Raw genomic sequence first — 18,983 nt, forward strand, 5'->3', positions numbered from 1 at the left:
CGGCTACTTCTTTCCACCGAGCTTGAGCTCGAGCAGCTTGGCGAACGGCGAATCGGCGGTCGAATCGCCCTTCGTTTCCGTCGTCGCGTAGAGGCGCAGCGCCGGGCCGCCACTGTCGCGGCGCGGCGGGCGCGGACCGCGCCGGTCGTCGCGTCCCCTGTTGTCCTGCGGCGGACGTCCGTCCTTGTTGCCCGGGCCGCGATCGTTGCGCGGGCCGTCGGCACGCTGACCTTCGGGCCGCTGACCATCGGACCGGTGGCCCTGCGGCCGCGGTCCGTCGTTGCGCGGGCGATCGTCCTTGCCGCGCGGCGGGCGCGGCGTGTCGGAGAAGAACTGGCGTTCGTTGGGGCGCTCCGGCCGGTCGCGGCGGCGCTGGTCGCGCTCCTCGCGCTGCTGCTTCTGCTGCAGGCGCTGCCGCTCGCGCTGCTCCTCGCGCTCGCGCACGAAGCGCGGCTTGATCGAGAAGGCGTAGAGCGGACCGTTCTCGTCCGACGGCGGATGAACCCGATAGCCCAGGCCGCGCAGCACGTTGGCCATCTCGGGCTCGGAGCAGCCGACCAGCGACATCATCTGCGGCGTGGCGCGGAACCAGCCCGGCGGCAACGGCCGGGGTTCTTTCTTCGCAGGCTGAGCAGCTTCTGCCGTCGTCTCCGGGGCGGACGCTTCGGGAGTCGGTTCAGCGGCAGCCTCGGTGGCAGGTGCCTCTTCGGCGGCAGGCGCTGCGTCAACGGGAGTCTCGGCAGCGGATTCGGCAACCGGTTCCGGCACGGCCTCGGAAGCCGGTTCGGCGGCGGCCTCGACGACGGGCTCGGCCTCGGCAACGGGTTCAGGCGCGGCGGACTCTGCCTCGGGGGCAGCCTCGGCCATCGGCGCGGGTTCGTTTTCGCCAAAGGCGGCGGCAACGATCGCCCATTCGCTGATCTCGTCGGCCGTCGCGGCCGGCGGGATCGCGGGCGCAGCATCGGCGGCCGGCTTCTTCTCGGGCTTTTCCTGTTTCTCCTGCTGCTGCGAACGTCGCGAGGCCTCGCGGCTGTCGCGCACGGCGGCGCGGGCCATGGCGGCCAGCCGCTCGACCATGTCGGCGCGGATCGCATGATCGCCCAGCGGCAGGTAGCCGATGGCGGCGTAGAAATCGCGCTCGGCATCGCGCGGCAGGTCCATCGACGTGCGGCCTTCGGCCGGCAGCGTCGGGATCGTCTCGCGGCCCTTGGCGACCATCCAGAGGCCGGCGCGCAGGCGAATCGGCACCGGCTTCAGCATGCTGGGGAAGTAGAGCGAGAAGACGCCGACCCTCACGCCGAGGCGCGCCAGGGCCTTGCGGTCCTCCTCGCCGAGCTGGGCGAGCTGTTCCTCGATCGCGCGGCGCGGCAGGACGCCGAGGCCTTCACAGAGCTGGAAGATGACGCCGCGTGCGCCGGCCGGCAGTTCGGTCGTGGCGCGAGCATCCATCAATTCGCTGAGACCGAGCCGGATGCGGGTCTCGACCCAGGTCGCGGCGCGCTTGCGCACGTCCTCGCGGGCCGGGCCATCGAGCAATTCCGACGCGATCGCTTCGACCTTGGGCGCCAGCACGTCGCCCGACGGCAACAGGCGCGCGACCGGGCCGCCGCCCCAGCAGACGCGGAGCTGGGCGTCGAAAACGATCTCGCCATCGGGACTGTTGGTGAAGGCCGCCAGACGGTCCGGCAGATCCTGGCGCAGCGCGCGCAGAGCCGCGGTCAGCACCGCCTTCTGGTCGGTCTGTCCTTCCGTCGCATCCGGCACGAAGCGGAAGCCCTCGATGCGTCCGAGATGCTCGCCTTCAACCGTGACTTCGCCTGCAGCGGCGACCGTCGAATTCATTTCACCCTCATCGCGCAATCTTCGTACAAGCAGCGCCGCACGTCTATCGACAAACCGTTGCGTGAGCCGCTGGTGCAAAACGTCGGACAGCCGGTCCTCTATGGCACGCGCGCGTTCCTGCCAATGGCTGGCGCGCTGAATCCAGTCGGGACGATGTGAAATATAGGTCCACGTGCGAACGTGCGCGATGCGTGCCATCAGCGTGTCGATGTCGCCGTCGAAACGCTCCAGGCGCTTCACGTGACTGTCGATCCAGTCCTCGGGCAGTCGCTCGCCGCCTTGCGTCAGATGCTCGAAGATCTGCCCCAGCAAGGTCGTGTGCTCTTCCGTCATCGTCTTGCGGAAATCGGGGACCTGACACACTTCCCAAAGCAGCTTCACGCGCTTGGGCGAGTGCAGGCGCGGCATAAAAGCCGAGTGCGCGGCGAGAGTCTGCAGAGCGAGCTGGTCGTCCTGCTCGCGCACGCGCTGGAGCGCCGCGTGCGGCGGACTCGCATTCAACGCGGCGATCAGGGTCTGCACGGAGCGAAAGTCGAGCTCGCTGTTGCGCCACTGCAGATCGCGCAACGGATCGAAGCGATGGTTCTCGATCGCTTCCACGACATCGGGATCGAGGCCGCTGACGCCGGCCGTCGTGCCGAAGGTGCCGTCATTCATGTGACGGCCGGCGCGGCCCGCGATCTGCGCCAACTCGCCGGTGCGCAGCGGGCGCGAGCTGCGGCCGTCATATTTTCGCAACGACGCGAACCACACATGGTTCACGTCCATGTTGAGGCCCATGCCGATTGCGTCGGTGGCGACGAGATAGTCGACCTCGCCCGACTGGAACATGTCGACCTGCGCATTGCGCGTGCGCGGGCTCATCGCGCCCATCACGACCGCCGTGCCGCCGCGCTGGCGCCGGATCAGCTCGGCGATCTCGTAGACCTCGTTGGCCGAGAAGCCGACGACCGCAGAACGACGTGGCAGGCGCGTCGCCTTCTTCGAACCGACATAGGTGAGGTTGGAGAAGCGCGGACGCGCGACGACATCGATGTCGGGCAGCAATCTGTTCAGCACCGGACGGATCGTGTCGGCGCCCAGCAGCATGGTTTCGTTCAGGCCGCGCGCATGCAGCAGCCGGTCGGTGAAGAAGTGGCCGCGCTCGGGATCCGACGCCATCTGCACTTCGTCGATGGCGAGGAAGGAGACCGCCCGGTCGACCGGCATCGATTCGACGGTGCAGACGAAATATCGCGCGCTGGCCGGCGCGATCTTCTCCTCGCCGGTGATCAACGCGACCTGGCTCGCCCCCTTCAGCTTGACGATGCGGTCGTAGTTCTCGCGCGCCAGCAGACGCAGCGGGAAGCCGATCATGCCCGAGTCGTGGCCGAGCATGCGCTCGATCGCGAGATAGGTCTTGCCGGTGTTGGTGGGTCCGAGGACGGCGGTCAGGCGGCCGGAGGCGCCGGAAAACGACATGCGCGGAGCTTCGCCCGCAGCCGCGGCGGAAGCAAGGCGGTCGGCTCAGCCCGAGTAGGAAGGTTCCAGCTTGTTGCAGCCGATCATCGGCCCGTGATCGGTCTGCTGCACCAGCACCGCCACGCCCTGGGTCGGACCGATGCGATCGGCGGAAATGGTCCAGCTCTTCGCCGTGCCGTCCCAATGGTCGATCAGCTCGACCTGCCGCACGATGTTGAAGTTCTCGAGCATGCGGCCCTGGTTTTCGCCGCTCTTCACCGGCGTGGTGTGCCGGCGGTCGTAGATGGCCAGGGTCACGTCGGCGATGCGGCCCTCGAGCGGGAACGCAGCCAGCTTGATGGTGAGCGGGCTGCCCAGCGCGCGTGAAAGTTCAGGCGTCGCGCGTTTCGGAGACTGGGCCTGCGCACGGGCCAGCAGCGCCTCGATGGGTGCGCGCTCGCGGCCGGTGTCGTGGGCGATGCCGTCGACCACCATCTCGGGCGTATAGACGTAGCGCTGCTTCAGGACGCGGGCATAGGCGCGCTGGCGTTCCGTCGTGTCGCGCGAGGCGAACGGATCCTTCCAGCCGATGTAATCCCAGTAGTCGACATGGAAAGCCAAGGCGACGATGTCGGGTCGCATGGACAGGCGGCCGAGATGGACGTCGGCCGGCGGGCAGGAACTGCAGCCCTGCGAGGTGAAGAGTTCGATCGCCCACGGTCCCTCGCCGGCCGGCTTGGCCGGGACTGCCTGCGAAAGGCTGGTCACCGCGACCGCGGCGCCGCCGATCAGCAAGGATCTCCGGCCGGGGAAAGAGGGCATCGACATGGCGACAAGATGCGCGCGCGGGCCACCGCCTGCCAATCAACAATCGGTCACTGACAGGTGACGTCGACATCACGTCGGCCAAGCTCTCCCCTTCTGGACTCTGTGAGGGTAATATTATAACAATCTATTTCCATGCACCGGCCCGTTTCCCCCGGCACGACCCTGCTCGCCATGAGTGCGCCCACGCGCGTCGCGGCGGCGCTCGGCCTGTCGGCCGTGCTGTGGCTGTGCGCCTGGTGGGCGCTCTAGGTCCTTCATGAATTCAGCCCTTCGCCTGGTCGACCTGACCGTGAGCTACGATCGCCATCCCGCGGTCCATCACGTGTCGGCGGAAATCCCGGCTGGTGAGATCACGGCCATCGTCGGCCCCAACGGCGCCGGCAAGAGCACCTTGCTCAAGGCGATGCTCGGCCTGGTGCCGAGGGTCGAGGGCCGCATCGAATGCAAGGCGAGGCGCATCGCCTATCTGCCGCAACAGGCCGAGATCGATCGCTCCTTCCCGATCTCGGCGCTCGACACGGTCCTGCTCGGCCGCTGGTCGCGCTTCGGCGGCTTCGGGTCGGCCACGAAGGCCGATCTGCACGATGCCCAGCATGCGCTAGAGGCGGTCGGGCTCTCGGGCTTCGAGCGCCGCCCGATCGATACGATGTCGGTCGGTCAGTTCCAGCGCGTGCTGTTCGCGCGCCTGCTTCTGCAGGACGCCGATCTCGTCCTGCTTGATGAGCCGTTCGCCGCCATCGACAGCAAGACCGTGGCAGACCTGATGGTCGTGATCCGTCGCTGGCAGGAAGAGAAGCGGACGGTCGTCGCGGTGCTGCACGACCTCGACCAGGTGCGACGCGACTTCCCGAATTCGCTGCTGCTGGCACGCGAGCTGGTCGATGCCGGCCCGACCTCGCGCGTGTTGTCACCGGAGAACCTGTTGCGCGCCCGTGCCATGGCCGAGGCCTGGGACGAGCATGCCGGCGCCTGCGAAGTGCCGATGCGGCTCAGCGCCTGATCGAGCGCTTCGCGTCATGCTCTACGAATATGTGATCGCGCCCTTCGCCGATTTCGGCTTCATGCGCCGTGCGCTGGTCGCGAGCCTGGCGCTGTCGATCGGTGGTTCGTCGATCGGCGTGTTCCTGATCCTGCGTCGCATGAGCCTGATGGGCGATGCGCTGGCGCATTCGCTGCTGCCGGGTGCGGCCATGGGCTTCCTGATCGGCGGGCTGTCGTTGCCGGCGATGAGCCTGGGTGGCTTCATCGCGGGCGTCGCCACGGCGCTGCTCTCGGGCGTGATCGCGCGCTTCTCCAGCATGCGCGAGGATGCGAGCTTCGCGGCCGCTTACCTGACGGCGATGGCGCTGGGCGTGCTCATCATCTCGATACGCGGGTCGGCGGTCGATCTGATGAACATATTGTTCGGCGCGATCCTCGCGGTCGACGATGGCGCGCTGATCCTCGTCGTGTCGACGGCGACGGTGACCTTGATCGGCCTCGCCGCCATCTATCGCCCGCTGGTCGTCGAATGCTTCAACCCGGGCTTCCTTGCCGCGATGGGCGTGCGCGGCTCGCTCTATCACTATCTCTTCCTGTCGCTCGCCGTGCTGAACATGGTGGCGGGCTTCCAGGCGCTGGGCACCTTGATGGCGCTGGGCCTCATCCTGCTGCCAGCCGTCGCCTCGTCCTTCTGGGCGCGCGAGGTCTGGTCGATGAGCCTCGTCGCGGCGCCGATGGCGTTTGCCTCGGCGGCCATCGGTCTTCTGGTGTCGTTCCATGCCGGCCTGCCGTCGGGTCCGGTGATCGTGCTGTTCGCCAGCTTCTTCTTCCTGCTGTCTCTGCTGTTCGGCACGCGCGCCTCGGTGCGGGCGCGCCTGTCACGGCCGGTTCACTTGCGCGGCTAACACGGCAGGCTAGGGTGACCTCCGCGGAGGAAACCAGAATGACGAACTCACCGGTGCCGGGCGTCACGCTCAAGACGACGACCGCCAACAACATTCACATGCGATACGCTGAAGCGGGAACGGGACCGCTCGTGCTGTTCTGCCATGGTTGGCCGGAGAGCTGGTATTCGTGGCGCCATCAGCTCCAGGCGGTGAGTGCCGCCGGCTTCCGCGCCGTCGCGCCCGATATGCGCGGCTATGGCGGCACGCAATCGCCCGAACCGATCGACCAGTACACGCTCTATCATCTCGTGGGCGACATGGCCGAGCTGGTGAAGGCACTCGGCGAGACGAAGGCGGTGATCGTGGGTCACGACTGGGGCGCGCCCGTCGCCTGGCATGCCGCCCTCTGGCGGCCCGATCTCTTCACCGCCGTCAGCGCAATGAGCGTGCCTTATGCGCCGCCGGGCTATGTCGACATCCTGTCGGCGCTGGAGAAGCTCGGCATCGACAACTTCTATCTGCAGTACTTCCAGAAGCCGGGTGTCGCCGAGGCCGAACTGCAGCAGGACATTCGCGGCGCCCTGCGCAAGCTCTACTACACGGCCGGCGGCGAGATGATGGAGAAGGACAAGGGCTTCGGCCGCCTCACCGGCGGGTCGCTCCTGGCCAACACCGTCGATCCCGAAACGCTGCCGGCGTGGCTGAGCGATGCCGACCTCGATTACTACGCCGGCGAGTTCGCGCGCGCGGGCTTCCGCGGTGGCCTCAACTGGTACCGCAACCTGCGCCGCAACTGGGAGCTCAGCGGTCCGTGGCGCGGCCAGCCGATCCGCCAGCCCTCGCAGTTCATCGCGGGCAGCCGCGACGGCGTGCTGCGCTTCCCGGCCGCCAAGAGCCAGCTCGAAGCCTATCCGAAGACCCTGCCGGGTCTGCGCGGCAGCCACATCCTCGAGGGCGCCGGCCACTGGGTGCAACAGGAGCGCGCCGCCGAGGTGAACCGTCTGCTGATCGAGTTTCTCAAGGGCCTGTAAGCCCTAGACCAAGGTGCGCAGCTCGGCGGTAGCGACCGACAGCATGGCGAGGTCGATCGCGCCGGTGGCGGCGAGGTCTTCCCGTAGAAGACGGTCGACCCGCTCCAGCGCGAGCTTGCGCGGTTCGCTCCAGGCCGCCAGCGCGGCATCGGGATCGCAGTCGTTGCCGCCGCCCGCGCGCAGGGCCGACCGCAGCAGGTCGGCATGCAGCGCCGCCAGCTCGTCCTGCATCGCAAGTGCCGCCTGCGAGGGCCACAGTCCGTCGCGCGGCAGCTTCTGCGCGGCGTTGGCCAAGAGGGCCAGCGACAGCCGTTCGCCCAGCCGGAAATAGAGGCGGGCCGTACTGCCGATCGAGCAACCATTGGCTTCGGCGGCCAGTGCGAGATCGCCGGCGGCGGCCAGCGTTTCGAGCGCGGCCGCGCGGCGGGCGAGGTCGGCCGGCGCGCCCATGGCTTCGAGCGCCGCCGAGCGTTCGCCCAGCGCCGCGCCTTCGGCCTGGCCGACCAGATCGGCGGACAGATCGCCCAGCTCCGCGACGGCGCGGCCGAGCTGCGCCGTGGCCGCGGTCGTGTCGAGCGGCTGCGGCAGGCGACGCAAGGTCCATTGCACGCAGCGCAGCACGAAGCGCTGCGAGGCGACCAGCATGCGCACTTGCGCCTCGGCCTTGAGCATCGGATCGAGTGCCTCGATGTCGGCCCACAGGTCGCGTAGTTTCCAGGCATCACGCACGACGGTGAAGGCCTGCGCGATGGCGGCGGCCGAGGCGCCGGTCCGTTGTCCGACCGTGTGCACGAAGGTCGGGCCGCAGCGATTGACCAGCGAGTTCACGACCTGCAGCGCGGTGATCTCGCGGCGCAGGCGATGGCCCTGGATCGCCGCCGGATATTTTTCCTGCAGCAGGGTCGGGAAGTAGCGCAGCAGTTCTTCTTCCAGGCGCGGATCGTCGGGCAGGTCGGAGGCCAGGATCTCCTCGTTGAGGTCGATCTTGGCGTAGGCCAGCAGCACGCAAAGCTCGGGGCGCGTCAGCGGCTGGCGATTCTGCGCGCGCACGCGCATCGCAGCCGAGTCGGGCAGGAACTCGACGGCGCGATCGAGCTTTCCCTTGCGCTCCAGCGCGCGCATGAAGCGCTCCAGCCGATCATGTTCCTCGGCCGCCTGTCCCTCGACGACGCTGATCGCCTGGCTCTGCTGGTAGTTGTTGCGCAGCACCAGGCTTGCCACTTCGTCGGTCATCGAGAACAGCAGCGGATTGCGCGCCTCGGCTTCCAGCGCGCCGGCCGCGATCGCGCCGCCCGTCGCGATCTTGATATTGACCTCGTGATCGGACGTGTCGACGCCCGCCGAATTGTCGAGCGCGTCGGTGTTGATTTTGCGCCCGGCGAGCGCTGCTTCGACACGACCGCGTTGCGTGAAGCCGAGATTGGCGCCCTCGCCGACCACGCGCGCCCGCACCTGACCGGCGTCGATGCGCACCGCGTCGTTGGTGCGATCGCCGGCATCGCCATGGCTCTCGCTCGCCGCCTTCACATAGGTGCCGATGCCGCCGAAATAGAGCAGGTCGACCGGCGCCGTCAGGATGGCGCGCAACAGGTCGAGCGGCGCCATGGTCGGCGCCTCGATGCCGAGTACCGCGCGCGCCTCGGGCGAGAGCGACACCGACTTGGCGGCCCGATCGAAGATCGCGCCGCCCGCCGACAGCAGGCTCTTGTCGTAGTCCATCCACGAGGAGCGCGGCAGCGCGAACAGCCGTTGCCGTTCGGCCAGGCTGGTCGCCAGATCGGGCGAGGGATCGATGAAGATGTGGCGGTGATCGAACGCCGCGACCAGCCGGGTGTGCGGCGACAGCAGCATGCCGTTGCCGAACACATCGCCCGACATGTCGCCGACGCCGGCCACGGTGAACGGCGTTTCCTGGATGTCCTGGCCCAGTTCGCGGAAATGGCGCTTCACCGACTCCCACGCGCCGCGCGCGGTGATGCCCATCTTCTTGTGGTCGTAGCCCGCCGATCCGCCCGAGGCGAAGGCATCGTCGAGCCAGAAGCCGTAGTCGTGGGCCAGGCCATTGGCGATGTCGGAGAAGGTGGCGGTGCCCTTGTCGGCGGCGACCACGAGATAGGGATCGTCCACATCGTGGCGAACGACGTCGGCCGGCGGCACGATGCCGCCGCCCGCATAGTTGTCGGTGATGTCGAGCAGGCCGCGGATCAGCGTCTGGTAGCAGGCGATGCCCTCGGCTTGGACCTGTTCGCGCGTGCCACCGACCGGTGGCTGCTTCACGTAGAAGCCGCCCTTCGAGCCGACCGGCACGATGACGGCGTTCTTCACCATCTGCGTCTTCATGAGGCCGAGGATCTCGGTACGGAAATCCTCGCGCCGGTCGGACCAGCGGATGCCGCCGCGCGCGACGCGGCCGCCGCGCAGGTGGATGCCCTCCATGCGCGGGCTGTAGACGAAGATCTCGACCAGCGGGCGCGGGGCCGGCAATTCGTCGATCGCGCGGCTGTCGATCTTGAAGGAGATCCAGTCCTTCGACCCGCCGGCCTGCCAGTAGTTGGTGCGCAGGGTGCAGAGCACGGCGTTGTGCAGGCGCCGCAGGATGCGGTCCTCGTCGAGCGTCGTGACCGCTTCGAGGGCCGAGGCGAACTCCGTCTCGATATTCGCGATCTTCCCGGTGCGCGCGTCGGACGCCGCCTCGCCCAGCGCCGGATCGAAGCGCGCCACGAAGAGATCGACCAGCAGGCGCGCCACCTTCGGATAGGCCGACAGCGCGCGCTCCATATAGTCCTGGCTGAACGGTATGCCGGCCTGCCGCAGATACTTCACATAGGCGCGCACGATGGCGATCTCGCGCCACGCGAGGCCGGCGCCCAGCACCAGCCTGTTCAGCCCGTCATTCTCGAGCGCGCCGCCGCGCAGTTTCTCGATCGCCTCGATAAAGCGCGGGCCCGCGGCGTCGAGATCGACCGCCGACTTGTCCGCGGTCTCGACGCGCAACACCTGCATCGCCACGCCATGCGTCTGGTCGTCGCCGCCCTCCTTGCGCAGCAGGAACGGCGCCTCGCTGATGACCCGCAGGCCGAGATTCTCGGCGAGTGGCAGGATGTCGGAGAGCGCGATGGGCTTGCGCGGATGGAACAGGCGGAGCGCGAAGCGGTGCGCGGGCATGCCGGTCCGCCGCCCGACCTGCACGCCGAAGCCCGCGCCGTCGCCGAACGTCTTCAGCAGGTCGATGTCGATGACGGCTTGCGCCGCGTCGAAGGTCTCGCGATAGACCGGCGGGAACCAGTCGCGCCAGCGCTTCGCGGCGGCGCGGCCCTCGGCCTCGCCGAGCTTCGCCTGGAGCGCGTTGCGCAGCCGGTCGCTCCACGAGGTCGCGGCCTCGGCCAGCCTGTTCTCGAGTTCGGTGAGATCGGGGCCAGGCTGCTCGGGCGCCTGGAGCTTCAGCGTATAGAGTGACTGGATCAGCGCGGAATCGCTGCTGCCCGACGCCACGATCGACGTCACCTTGCCGTTCCAGGCCTTCTCCAGCATCGCGGCGAAGCGCGCCGAGAGCGTCGCATCGAAGCGTTCGCGCGGCGCGAAGACCAGCGCGGTGGCGAAGCGGCCGACCGTGTCGAGGCGCGAGAACAGCGCCACCCGCCGCCGCTCCTGCAGCTGCAGAATGCCCAGCACGTGGTCGTAGAGCGTGTCCTCATCGATCTGGAACAGCTCGTCGCGCGGATAGGAATCGAGGATCGCCAGCAGCGCCTTGCCGTCGTGGCCATGCCGGTCGAAGCCCGACCGGCGCAGCAGTGTCTCGATCCTGCCGCGCAGCAGCGGCACGTCGTGTACCGCCGCGTGATAGGCCGCCGAGGTGAACAGGCCGACCAGCCGATGCTCGCCGGTGACCCTTCCGTCGGCATCGCAGGTCTTCACGATCACGCAGTCCATCGCGCCGCTGCGATGGACCAGCGAGGCACGGTCGGTCTTCACGACCAGGATGTTGTGCGGCCCGCGTGCGAAGCGGGCCATCGCCTCGCCGCTGCCGACGCCCGGTTCGAACAGGCGAACCTCGTCGCGACGCAGGATGCCCAGCGCCGATCCCGGCACCAGTTCATAGCGCAGGCCGGCGGGCTGGCTCGCATCCTCGACGTAGCGATAACGGCGATGGCCGAGGAAGGTGAAGTGGTTGGCTTCGAGCCAGCGCAGGAAGTCTTCGTATTCCGCGAAGTTCGGCGCGCGACCGGGCGCCAGGTTGGTGATGGCGTCGAGACACGCGTGACGCATCGCGCGCCAGTCGTCGACCGCCAGGCGCACCTCGGCCAGCACGCGGGTGAGCGCGGCGGCGATCTCGTCGATCACGATCGCATCGGCCTGCCGGTCGATTTCGATATGCATCATCGATTCGGCGCGCGCGCGTTCACCGGCTTCGAGCGCGATGCCCACCAGGTCGCCGTCGAGATCGCGGCGCGCCGCCATCACGGGATGGGCGAGCAGGTGGACAGAGATGTCGCGGCGATCGAATTCGTTGGCGATCGAATCGACCAGGAACGGCATGTCGTCGTTGACGATCTGCACGATCGTATGCCGGCTCTCGAACCCGTGGTCGGCCATCGACGGATTGAAGAGGCGCACCTTGGCTACGCCGGGCAGCCGGCGGCGGGCGAAGGTCAGCAGCGAGGTCGCGGCGGCGGCCCGCTGGTCGACGGGCGCGGCGGCCAGGTCCTTATCGGACAGACGGCCGAACAGCCTGCGCGCAAATTGGGCGGATTCCTCACCGCCGGCCTGCAGGGCGGCGGCACAAATGGCGTCCAGCCCGTAGACTCGCGGCACCGAAGCGATGGCCATATTTTGTGCATTCCTCCGGGATTTCGCGGCGGATGTTACGCCTCACCATGACATTCTGACGACGGACTCTTGGCGATGCCAAGAATGCCCATCGAATCTCGCCTTTCGCGGACTCGACCCGACGCGCTGAGCCGATTCGCTGCGGTTTCTGTCTGGGATCCACGGAATCCGTGGAGAAGCGCGTTTTGTTCTCATAGAATGCTGCACTTGCGAAGGTTCGTGAACGGTCAAAGAAATACAATTTCAAACCTATTTTTCGCACGCTTTTTCAATGGCTTAACCAACCATTCTTGAGATTCACAAACCGGGAATAAATTTCGCAATGACAGGGTCGGCGGCTCGCGTACTATCTATGGATAGTGGGGAGAGACGAACCGCTCCCTACATCTAGGTGTCTTCCACAGACTGTTCTATCCACAACTGTGGACAAAAAGAAAAAGGGGACCGCAAGTGTTTGATGTCGTTCAAGTTCGAAGCGGTGCGCGGGTTGTTACCGATTCCTCTCGGGATTCCCGGCTCACCATCTTTGGCAAGGCTACACTGAACGACCGGTACCTGTTACCGGGCGAAAGCTATCAGGACATGTTCGCGCGCGTCGCGGCGGCCTATGCCGACGACGACGCCCACGCCCAGCGTCTCTACGACTACATCAGCAATCTGTGGTTCATGCCGGCCACACCCGTTCTCAGCAATGGGGGGACCAGCCGCGGCCTGCCGATCTCGTGCTTCCTCAACGAGGCGAATGACAGCCTCGAGGGCATCGTCGGGCTGTGGAACGAGAACGTGTGGCTCGCGTCGCGCGGCGGCGGCATCGGCTCCTACTGGGGCAATCTCCGTTCGATCGGCGAAAAGGTCGGCATGAACGGCAAGACCTCGGGCGTGGTGCCGTTCATCCGTGTGATGGACTCGCTCACGCTCGCGATCAGCCAGGGCTCGCTGCGCCGCGGCTCGGCCGCCGTCTACCTGCCGGTGAACCATCCCGAGATCGAGGAGTTCATCGAGATCCGTCGCCCGACCGGCGGCGACCCGAACCGCAAGGCGCTGAACCTGCATCACGGCCTGCTGATCTCCGACGCCTTCATGCGCGCGGTGGAGAACGACGAGGAGTGGGCGCTGGTCAGCCCGAAGGACGGCGCCGTGCAGCGCACCGTCTCGGCCCGCCACCTCTGGATTCGCATCCTGACGGCGCGCGTCGAGACCGGCGAGCCGTACCTGATCTTCGTCGATCACGTGAACAATGCCCGTCCCGAGCACCACAAGCTCGCGGGCCTCGAGGTCAAGACCTCGAACCTGTGCAGCGAGATCACGCTGCCGACCGGCATCGACCATCACGGCAAGCAGCGCACCGCCGTTTGCTGCCTCTCGTCGCTCAACCTCGAGACCTACCTCGAGTGGCACGAGCATCCGACCTTCATCGAGGACGTGATGCGCTTCCTCGACAACGTGCTGCAGAGCTTCATCAACACCGCCGGCTCCGACTTCGCGCGCGCGACCTATGCCGCCATGCGCGAGCGTTCGGTCGGTCTCGGCGTGATGGGTTTCCACTCCTTCCTGCAGGCCAACAACATTCCGCTGGAATCGGTGATGGCCAAGGTGTGGAACAAGAAGATGTTCAAGCACGTCCGCGCCCAGTGCGACGAGGCGTCGATGACGCTCGGCAAGGAGCGCGGTGCGTGCCCGGATGCTGCCGACTTCGGCTTCCAGGACCGCTTTTCCAACAAGCTCGCGATCGCGCCGACCGCGTCGATCTCGATCATCTGCGGCGGCGCCTCGCCCGGCATCGAGCCGTCGGCGGCCAACGTCTACAACCACAAGACCCTCTCGGGCTCGTTCGTGGTGCGCAATCCGTACCTCGAGAAGGTCCTGATCCAGAAGGGCAAGAACGACGAGGACACCTGGACGGCGATCACGACCGACCAGGGCTCGGTGCGCAACGTCGACTGCCTCGACGATCACGAGAAGGCGGTGTTCAAGACCGCGTTCGAGATCGACCAGCGCTGGCTGGTCGAGCATGCGGCCGACCGCACGCCCTATATCTGCCAGAGCCAGTCGCTGAACCTCTTCCTGCCGGCCGACGTGCACAAGCGCGACCTGCACCAGATCCACATGATGGCCTGGAAGCGTGGCGTGAAGAGCCTCTACTACTGTCGCTCGCTGTCCATCCAACGCGCCGAGAGCGTCGCGGGCGAAGCCCTCGCCGCACCGCTCGGCGACCATGCCCTTACGGCGCCTAGAATCGATGCTCCCTCTTCTCTGCCGCTCGGAACGCCGCCGGGTACTCAGAGCAATGACTACGAAGAATGCCTTAGCTGCCAGTAACTAGCGTCATCCCCAGCTGCGCCCCCCTTGCTTCGGGGCCGTGGCTGGGGATTTTGATTTCAAGCGATCCCATTTTTATACGCCCGACCGAATTGGACGCCGCGCCATGTCACTCCTCGACGCCAAGCCGATCTACAAGCCGTTCCACTATCCCTGGGCCTACGACGCCTGGCTGACGCAGCAGCGCATCCACTGGCTGCCCGAGGAAGTGCCGCTGGCCGACGACGTGAAGGACTGGCGCAACAAGCTCACCGACAGCGAGCGTCATCTGCTGACGCAGATCTTCCGCTTCTTCACCCAGGCCGACGTCGAGGTGAACAACTGCTACATGCGGCACTATTCGCGGGTCTTCAAACCCACGGAAGTGCAGATGATGCTGGCCGCCTTCTCGGCGATGGAGACGGTGCACGTCGCCGCCTACAGCCACCTGCTCGACACGATCGGCATGCCCGAGACCGAGTACTCCGTCTTCCTCACCGTCAAGGAGATGAAGGACAAGTACGACTACATGCAGGGCTTCAACGTCGATTCGAAGGCCGACATCGCCAAGACGCTGGCCGTGTTCGGCGCCTTCACCGAGGGCCTGCAGCTGTTCGCCAGCTTCGCGATGCTGATGAACTTCCCGCGCTTCAACAAGATGAAGGGGATGGGCCAGATCGTGACCTGGTCGGTGCGCGACGAGACGCTGCACTGCAACTCGATCGTCAAGCTGTTCCGCACCTTCATCCAGGAGAACCCGGAAGTCTGGACCGAGGAGCTGCAGCGCGAGATCTACGTCGCCTGCTCGACCATCGTCGATCACGAGGACGCCTTCATCGACCTCGCCTTCGAACTGGGCGGCATCGAGGGCATGACCGCCGTCGACGTGAAGCGCTACATCCGCTACATCGCCGACCGCCGCCTGACCCAGCTCAGCCTGCAGCCCATCTATCGCGCGGACGCCAAGAACCCGCTGCCGTGGATGGACCAGATGCTGAACGCCATCGAGCACACCAACTTCTTCGAGAACCGCTCGACCGAATACTCCAAGGCGTCGACGCGCGGCACCTGGGACGAGGCGTTCTCCTAAGACGGGCCTCCCGGCGTCTTCCCCTCGACTGAAACTGGAGCAACCGCTAGGTTGCTCCAACGGGGGGAATTTAAAGATGATCAAACTACTTGGGCTGGCATTCACGATCGTCGCGCTGACGTTGGTCGGCGCCTGCGCCAGTCCGTCGATGTCGGGCTACATGGTTCCCACTCCCGAGACCATCGACACCGCCCGCGGACCGGCTCCTGCCTATCGCGATGCCATAACGGTGGGCTCCGTGACGGGCGGCAAGGACACCACGATTCTCCACGTCCCGAACGTCAGCAATGCGGAGCTTCGCGATGCCCTGCTGCAGACCCTGGCTCGCGCCAACTTGGGGCGCGCCGAAAACGGCCGCTTCCGCCTGGACGCGGTCCTTCAGAATCTGGAGCAGCCGTTCATCGCCTTCGACATGACTGTGACGGTGACGGTCGCCTACAAACTCACGGAAGTGGCGACGGGCGCGGTCGTCTACGACAAGGTGCTGACGACTCCGGCCACGGCGAAGCTCACCGAGCAGGTTGTCGCGTCCGAGCGCATGAGGCTCGCCAATGTGAGGGCCATCAAGGCCAACATGCAGCGGCTGGTCGACGAGCTCTATGCCCTTCCCGATCGTGGCGTGAGCACCTCCTTTCTTCGGGCCTCGTAGCGCGGCAGGAGCAGCAGCGCCGCGCCGGCCCCGACGGCCGCCGCAAGAGCCGCCCACAGGAAGAGGTCTGCATAGGAACTTGTGGCACGCTCGGCGCCGAGGGCCGCGCCCAAGGCGGCGATGCCGATGGCGAAGCCGCCCTGGCGCATGACGATGGTCAGCGCCGAGGCCATGCCGGCCTGCGCCGGCGGGGCGAGCGTCACGACCGCGCCCGAGAGTTGCGACTGTACGAGAGCCGTGCCGGTCGCGATCACCACCATGCCGACGAGCGCCATCGTCCATGTCGGCCACAGCGCCAGGATGATGTCGCCGATCGCGATCAGCGCGAGCCCGCTCGTGAACAGGACGCGCCAACCCCAATGCGTCGCCAGCCGGCCGGCAAGCGGCGGCAGGAAGATCATGGGCAAGGTCGCGGCCAGCAGCATCACTCCCGCCTGCTCGGTCGACAGGCCGAACAGCGCCGTCGCATAGAGCGGCAGATAGACCAGGACCGCCCAGTAGCCGATCGACACCGTGACCAGGAGGAGGGCGACCGCGATCATCGCGGGTTGCGCCAGCAGCGCCAGATCGAGGATCGGTCGGGCCTGTCGCCGCTGCTGCAGTACGAAGAGGGCCGCGAACCCGAAGCTGGCGACGGCGCCGATCGCGAGATGTGCCGCCGTGCGACCGGCCAGCAGCGTCTCGATGGCGATCCCGAGCGCCAGGGTGAGCAGGCCGATGCCCAGCGGATCGAGCTGTCGTGGCTCGGCGGCGCGTTCTTCGGGGACGAGGCGCGGCACGATCCAGGCGGCCAGCAGGCAGAAGGGAATGTTGGCGAGGAAGATCCAGCGCCAGCCGAGCCACGCCGCCACCATGCCACCCAAGGTCGGCCCGATCGCCATCGCCGCGCCCGAGACGATGCCGGCGAGGCCAAAGGCTCGCGCGCGATCGGCCGGATCGGGATAGGCGCTGGCGGTCAGCGAGATCGAGCCGGTGATGACGAAGGCCGCGGCGAACCCTTGAGCGACCCGCGCGGCCCACAGTGTCGGTCCGTCCCAGGCCAGTCCACAGGCGAGCGATGCCACGGCGAACAAGGCGTTGCCGGCCAGCAGGGCGCGGCGGCGCCCGTAGCGGTCGGCCAGCGCGCCTGAGGCAAGCAGGGTCGCGGTGAAGGCCAGGCTGTAGGCATCCACCGTCCAGGCATAGGCCGCGAGGCCGAAGCCGAGATCGTCGCCGATCGCGGGCAGGGCGACGATGACGGCGGTGACGTCGAGCTGGGTCAGGAAGCCCGCAAAGGAGAGGGCGAGGGCAGGGGTGCTGCGGAAGCTTTTCATGGTGTCGAGTGATGCCGCCGCGCGCGCGTGAGGCCGAGCGACAAGCATTCACTTCGACATGAATGTGGTTCATGATGGGGGAAATGCGCTCACTTCCGCCTTTCGACGCCCTCGTCGCCTTCGACACCGCGCTCCGCCATCGCAGCATGACCCTGGCGGCGGCCGAGCTCGGCATGACGCAAAGCGCGGTCAGTCACCGCCTGCGCCGGCTCGAAACCTATGTCGGCGCGCCGCTACTTCATCGCTCCAGCACCGGCCTCAGCGCGACGCCTGCCGGTACGGCGCTCGCCGCCGGCCTCGCCGACCTTCTCGACGGACTGTCCGATCTCCGTACGAAGTGCCGCGCCATCGCCGTTCCCTCGAGCCTGCGCGTCGGCGTGGGCGCAGCACTTGCCGACTACTGGCTGGTGCGGCGGCTGCCGTCCTTTGCCGCGGCCAACGCTGGGATGGAAGTCGAGCTCACCGTCGTGGAGAGCGAGATCGAAGCACGCGCTCCGGAAATCGACGTCCAGATCCTGTGGCAGCCCGCTGCGACGGCGCGCTCATCCTCCACGCAGCGCCTCCTGTTCCAGGAGCAGGTCTTTCCCGTCTGCGTCCCCGGCCTGTTGCCGGGCGGCAAGCCGCTGCGCGATCCGCAGGCGCTGGCAAAACTGCCGCTGCTGCACAAAGGCCAGCCCGGCCGCGGGCAGGGCGCGGAATGGTCATGGCCCGTCTGGTTCGAGCGGCTTGGCATCGCGGGCAAGCCGCCGGCGGCGGCGCTACGCTTCGGCAACATCCACACCGCGATCTCAGCGGCCCTGCAGGGGGCGGGCGTCGTGATGGCGCGCTCGCTGCTGGTGCACGATGCGCTGAAGGACGGACGGCTGGTGCGCGTGCTGCCATCGTCGTGGGACATGCCGTCGAGCAAGGCCCATGTCGTGCGCTGGCCCGCCGCCCTGATGGGCGACGAGCGTGTGCGCCAGTTCGTGAAGTGGGCGGTCGGTGAGGCCGAAGCCACCACCGGCCGCCGCGCGGCTTAGCTCTCGCCGAAGGTCTTCTTGTAGGCCTTGGTCATCACTTCATCGAAGCGCGAGCCCGGCACGAAGTCGGACATCTCGTCGGGACGCGTCAGGCCCGGAAGCTGGCGCGGGCAGTCGGACGGCTCGCCGAGCACCTGCGTGATCGGATACATCGCCGACCAGGCGGGAACGCCCTCGTAGTCTTCCTCCTCGTCGGCAACGTGCGTGTTGCGGATCTTGCCCGACGCCGTCTCGATCTCCATGCCGATCATCGTCGTCGCCTTGAACTCCTGCTTGTTCGGCTGGCGAATGAGCTTGGAGCGGCCGGGATAGATGCGGTCGATGAAGCGGTCCATCAGCTTCAGCTTCTCTTCCGGATCGTCGATCACATGGGCCTTACCGAAGGCCATGACGGCGCGATAGTTCACCGAGTGATGGAAGCCCGAACGCGCCATCACCAGCGAGTCGAGATGGGTGACCGTGAGGCAGACGTCGACGCCTTCCTTCTGGTTGCGGATCATGCGGCTCGCGGAAGAGCCGTGCCAGTAGAGGTGGCTGCCCTCGCGCCAGAAGCCGGTCGGCGTGCAGTAGGGACGGCCGTCGATCACATAGGCGATGTGGCAGACCAGGGCGGCATCCAGGATCGCGTGGATGCTCTCCTTGTCGTAGCGACCACGATCGTGGACGCGCTTCACCTTGTTGACGTTGGTGACGGGATAGCTGTCGGCCGGAGGAGTGACTGAATCGGGAGGGCTCATGACGTGACCTTTGGCGCACCGAGAAAGGGGTTGCTTGCAGC

Annotated in this window: 12 protein-coding genes; 7 read left to right on the forward strand and 5 right to left on the reverse strand. The window is 67.1% G+C overall.

Annotated elements, in window-relative coordinates:
- Positions 1-3 precede the first annotated feature (3 nt).
- Entirely contained in the window at positions 4-3,303 is a 3,300-nt protein-coding gene (locus tag AC1RP5_RS03045) for a helicase-related protein (protein WP_493109099.1), read from the reverse strand.
- A gap of 45 nt (positions 3,304-3,348) precedes the next feature.
- A complete protein-coding gene (locus AC1RP5_RS03050; protein ID WP_493109100.1) occupies positions 3,349-4,110 on the reverse strand; it encodes a DUF1223 domain-containing protein in 762 nt (253 codons plus the stop codon).
- Positions 4,111-4,366: 256 nt separating this feature from the next.
- On the opposite strand from AC1RP5_RS03050, the gene AC1RP5_RS03055 reads away from it, so the two are divergent.
- From AC1RP5_RS03055 to AC1RP5_RS03065, 3 genes are read left to right on the forward strand one after another with little or no spacing between them, the layout of a single operon-like run.
- Positions 4,367-5,110, forward strand: a complete 744-nt coding sequence (locus AC1RP5_RS03055; protein ID WP_493109101.1) for a metal ABC transporter ATP-binding protein — start codon at positions 4,367-4,369, stop codon at positions 5,108-5,110.
- Positions 5,111-5,126: 16 nt separating this feature from the next.
- The gene (locus AC1RP5_RS03060) at positions 5,127-5,996 is read left to right on the forward strand and encodes a metal ABC transporter permease (RefSeq protein WP_493109102.1); all 870 of its coding nucleotides are present in this window, start codon (positions 5,127-5,129) and stop codon (positions 5,994-5,996) included.
- A gap of 38 nt (positions 5,997-6,034) precedes the next feature.
- Positions 6,035-7,009 (forward strand): alpha/beta fold hydrolase, encoded by a 975-nt coding sequence (locus tag AC1RP5_RS03065; RefSeq protein ID WP_493109103.1) that lies wholly within the window; start codon positions 6,035-6,037, stop codon positions 7,007-7,009.
- A gap of 3 nt (positions 7,010-7,012) precedes the next feature.
- Here AC1RP5_RS03065 and AC1RP5_RS03070 read toward each other — a convergent pair whose 3' ends face one another.
- Entirely contained in the window at positions 7,013-11,836 is a 4,824-nt protein-coding gene (locus AC1RP5_RS03070; protein ID WP_493109104.1) for an NAD-glutamate dehydrogenase, read from the reverse strand.
- 522 nt (positions 11,837-12,358) lie between these two features.
- Here AC1RP5_RS03070 and AC1RP5_RS03075 point away from each other — a divergent pair.
- From AC1RP5_RS03075 to AC1RP5_RS03085, 3 genes are all read left to right on the forward strand, one after another.
- A complete protein-coding gene (locus AC1RP5_RS03075; protein WP_493113284.1) occupies positions 12,359-14,155 on the forward strand; it encodes a ribonucleoside-diphosphate reductase subunit alpha in 1,797 nt (598 codons plus the stop codon).
- A 106-nt stretch (positions 14,156-14,261) separates the two neighbouring features.
- Positions 14,262-15,224: a ribonucleotide-diphosphate reductase subunit beta gene (locus AC1RP5_RS03080; RefSeq protein ID WP_493109105.1), complete on the forward strand. Its 963-nt coding sequence runs from the start codon at positions 14,262-14,264 to the stop codon at positions 15,222-15,224.
- A 76-nt stretch (positions 15,225-15,300) separates the two neighbouring features.
- Positions 15,301-15,873 (forward strand): hypothetical protein, encoded by a 573-nt coding sequence (locus tag AC1RP5_RS03085; RefSeq protein WP_493109106.1) that lies wholly within the window; start codon positions 15,301-15,303, stop codon positions 15,871-15,873.
- On the opposite strand, the gene AC1RP5_RS03090 is transcribed toward AC1RP5_RS03085, so the two are convergent.
- A complete protein-coding gene (locus AC1RP5_RS03090; RefSeq protein ID WP_493109107.1) occupies positions 15,822-17,186 on the reverse strand; it encodes an MFS transporter in 1,365 nt (454 codons plus the stop codon). The genes AC1RP5_RS03085 and AC1RP5_RS03090 overlap by 52 nt on opposite strands.
- Positions 17,187-17,269: 83 nt before the next feature.
- Between AC1RP5_RS03090 and AC1RP5_RS03095 the strand changes: the two genes are divergently transcribed.
- On the forward strand, positions 17,270-18,205 hold the full coding sequence (locus tag AC1RP5_RS03095) for a LysR substrate-binding domain-containing protein (protein ID WP_493109108.1): 936 nt from the start codon (positions 17,270-17,272) through the stop codon (positions 18,203-18,205).
- Here AC1RP5_RS03095 and AC1RP5_RS03100 read toward each other — a convergent pair.
- Positions 18,202-18,942, reverse strand: coding sequence for a pyridoxamine 5'-phosphate oxidase family protein (locus tag AC1RP5_RS03100; protein WP_493109109.1), 741 nt, complete (start codon positions 18,940-18,942; stop codon positions 18,202-18,204). The two genes, AC1RP5_RS03095 and AC1RP5_RS03100, sit on opposite strands and share 4 nt — an antisense overlap.
- Positions 18,943-18,983 lie beyond the last annotated feature (41 nt).

The organism is Reyranella sp. GW821-FHT12G01 (assembly GCF_058806575.1).

What these genes read in the sequence shown, in the direction of transcription:
- AC1RP5_RS03045 (WP_493109099.1), bottom strand. Translation starts at nt 3,303, where the DNA reads ATGTCGTTTTCCGGCGCCTCCGGCCGCCTGACCGCCGTCCTCGGACCC.
- AC1RP5_RS03050 (WP_493109100.1), bottom strand. Translation starts at nt 4,110, where the DNA reads ATGTCGATGCCCTCTTTCCCCGGCCGGAGATCCTTGCTGATCGGCGGC.
- AC1RP5_RS03055 (WP_493109101.1), top strand. Translation starts at nt 4,367, where the DNA reads ATGAATTCAGCCCTTCGCCTGGTCGACCTGACCGTGAGCTACGATCGC.
- AC1RP5_RS03060 (WP_493109102.1), top strand. Translation starts at nt 5,127, where the DNA reads ATGCTCTACGAATATGTGATCGCGCCCTTCGCCGATTTCGGCTTCATG.
- AC1RP5_RS03065 (WP_493109103.1), top strand. Translation starts at nt 6,035, where the DNA reads ATGACGAACTCACCGGTGCCGGGCGTCACGCTCAAGACGACGACCGCC.
- AC1RP5_RS03070 (WP_493109104.1), bottom strand. Translation starts at nt 11,836, where the DNA reads ATGGCCATCGCTTCGGTGCCGCGAGTCTACGGGCTGGACGCCATTTGT.
- AC1RP5_RS03080 (WP_493109105.1), top strand. Translation starts at nt 14,262, where the DNA reads ATGTCACTCCTCGACGCCAAGCCGATCTACAAGCCGTTCCACTATCCC.
- AC1RP5_RS03085 (WP_493109106.1), top strand. Translation starts at nt 15,301, where the DNA reads ATGATCAAACTACTTGGGCTGGCATTCACGATCGTCGCGCTGACGTTG.
- AC1RP5_RS03090 (WP_493109107.1), bottom strand. Translation starts at nt 17,186, where the DNA reads ATGAAAAGCTTCCGCAGCACCCCTGCCCTCGCCCTCTCCTTTGCGGGC.
- AC1RP5_RS03095 (WP_493109108.1), top strand. Translation starts at nt 17,270, where the DNA reads ATGCGCTCACTTCCGCCTTTCGACGCCCTCGTCGCCTTCGACACCGCG.
- AC1RP5_RS03100 (WP_493109109.1), bottom strand. Translation starts at nt 18,942, where the DNA reads ATGAGCCCTCCCGATTCAGTCACTCCTCCGGCCGACAGCTATCCCGTC.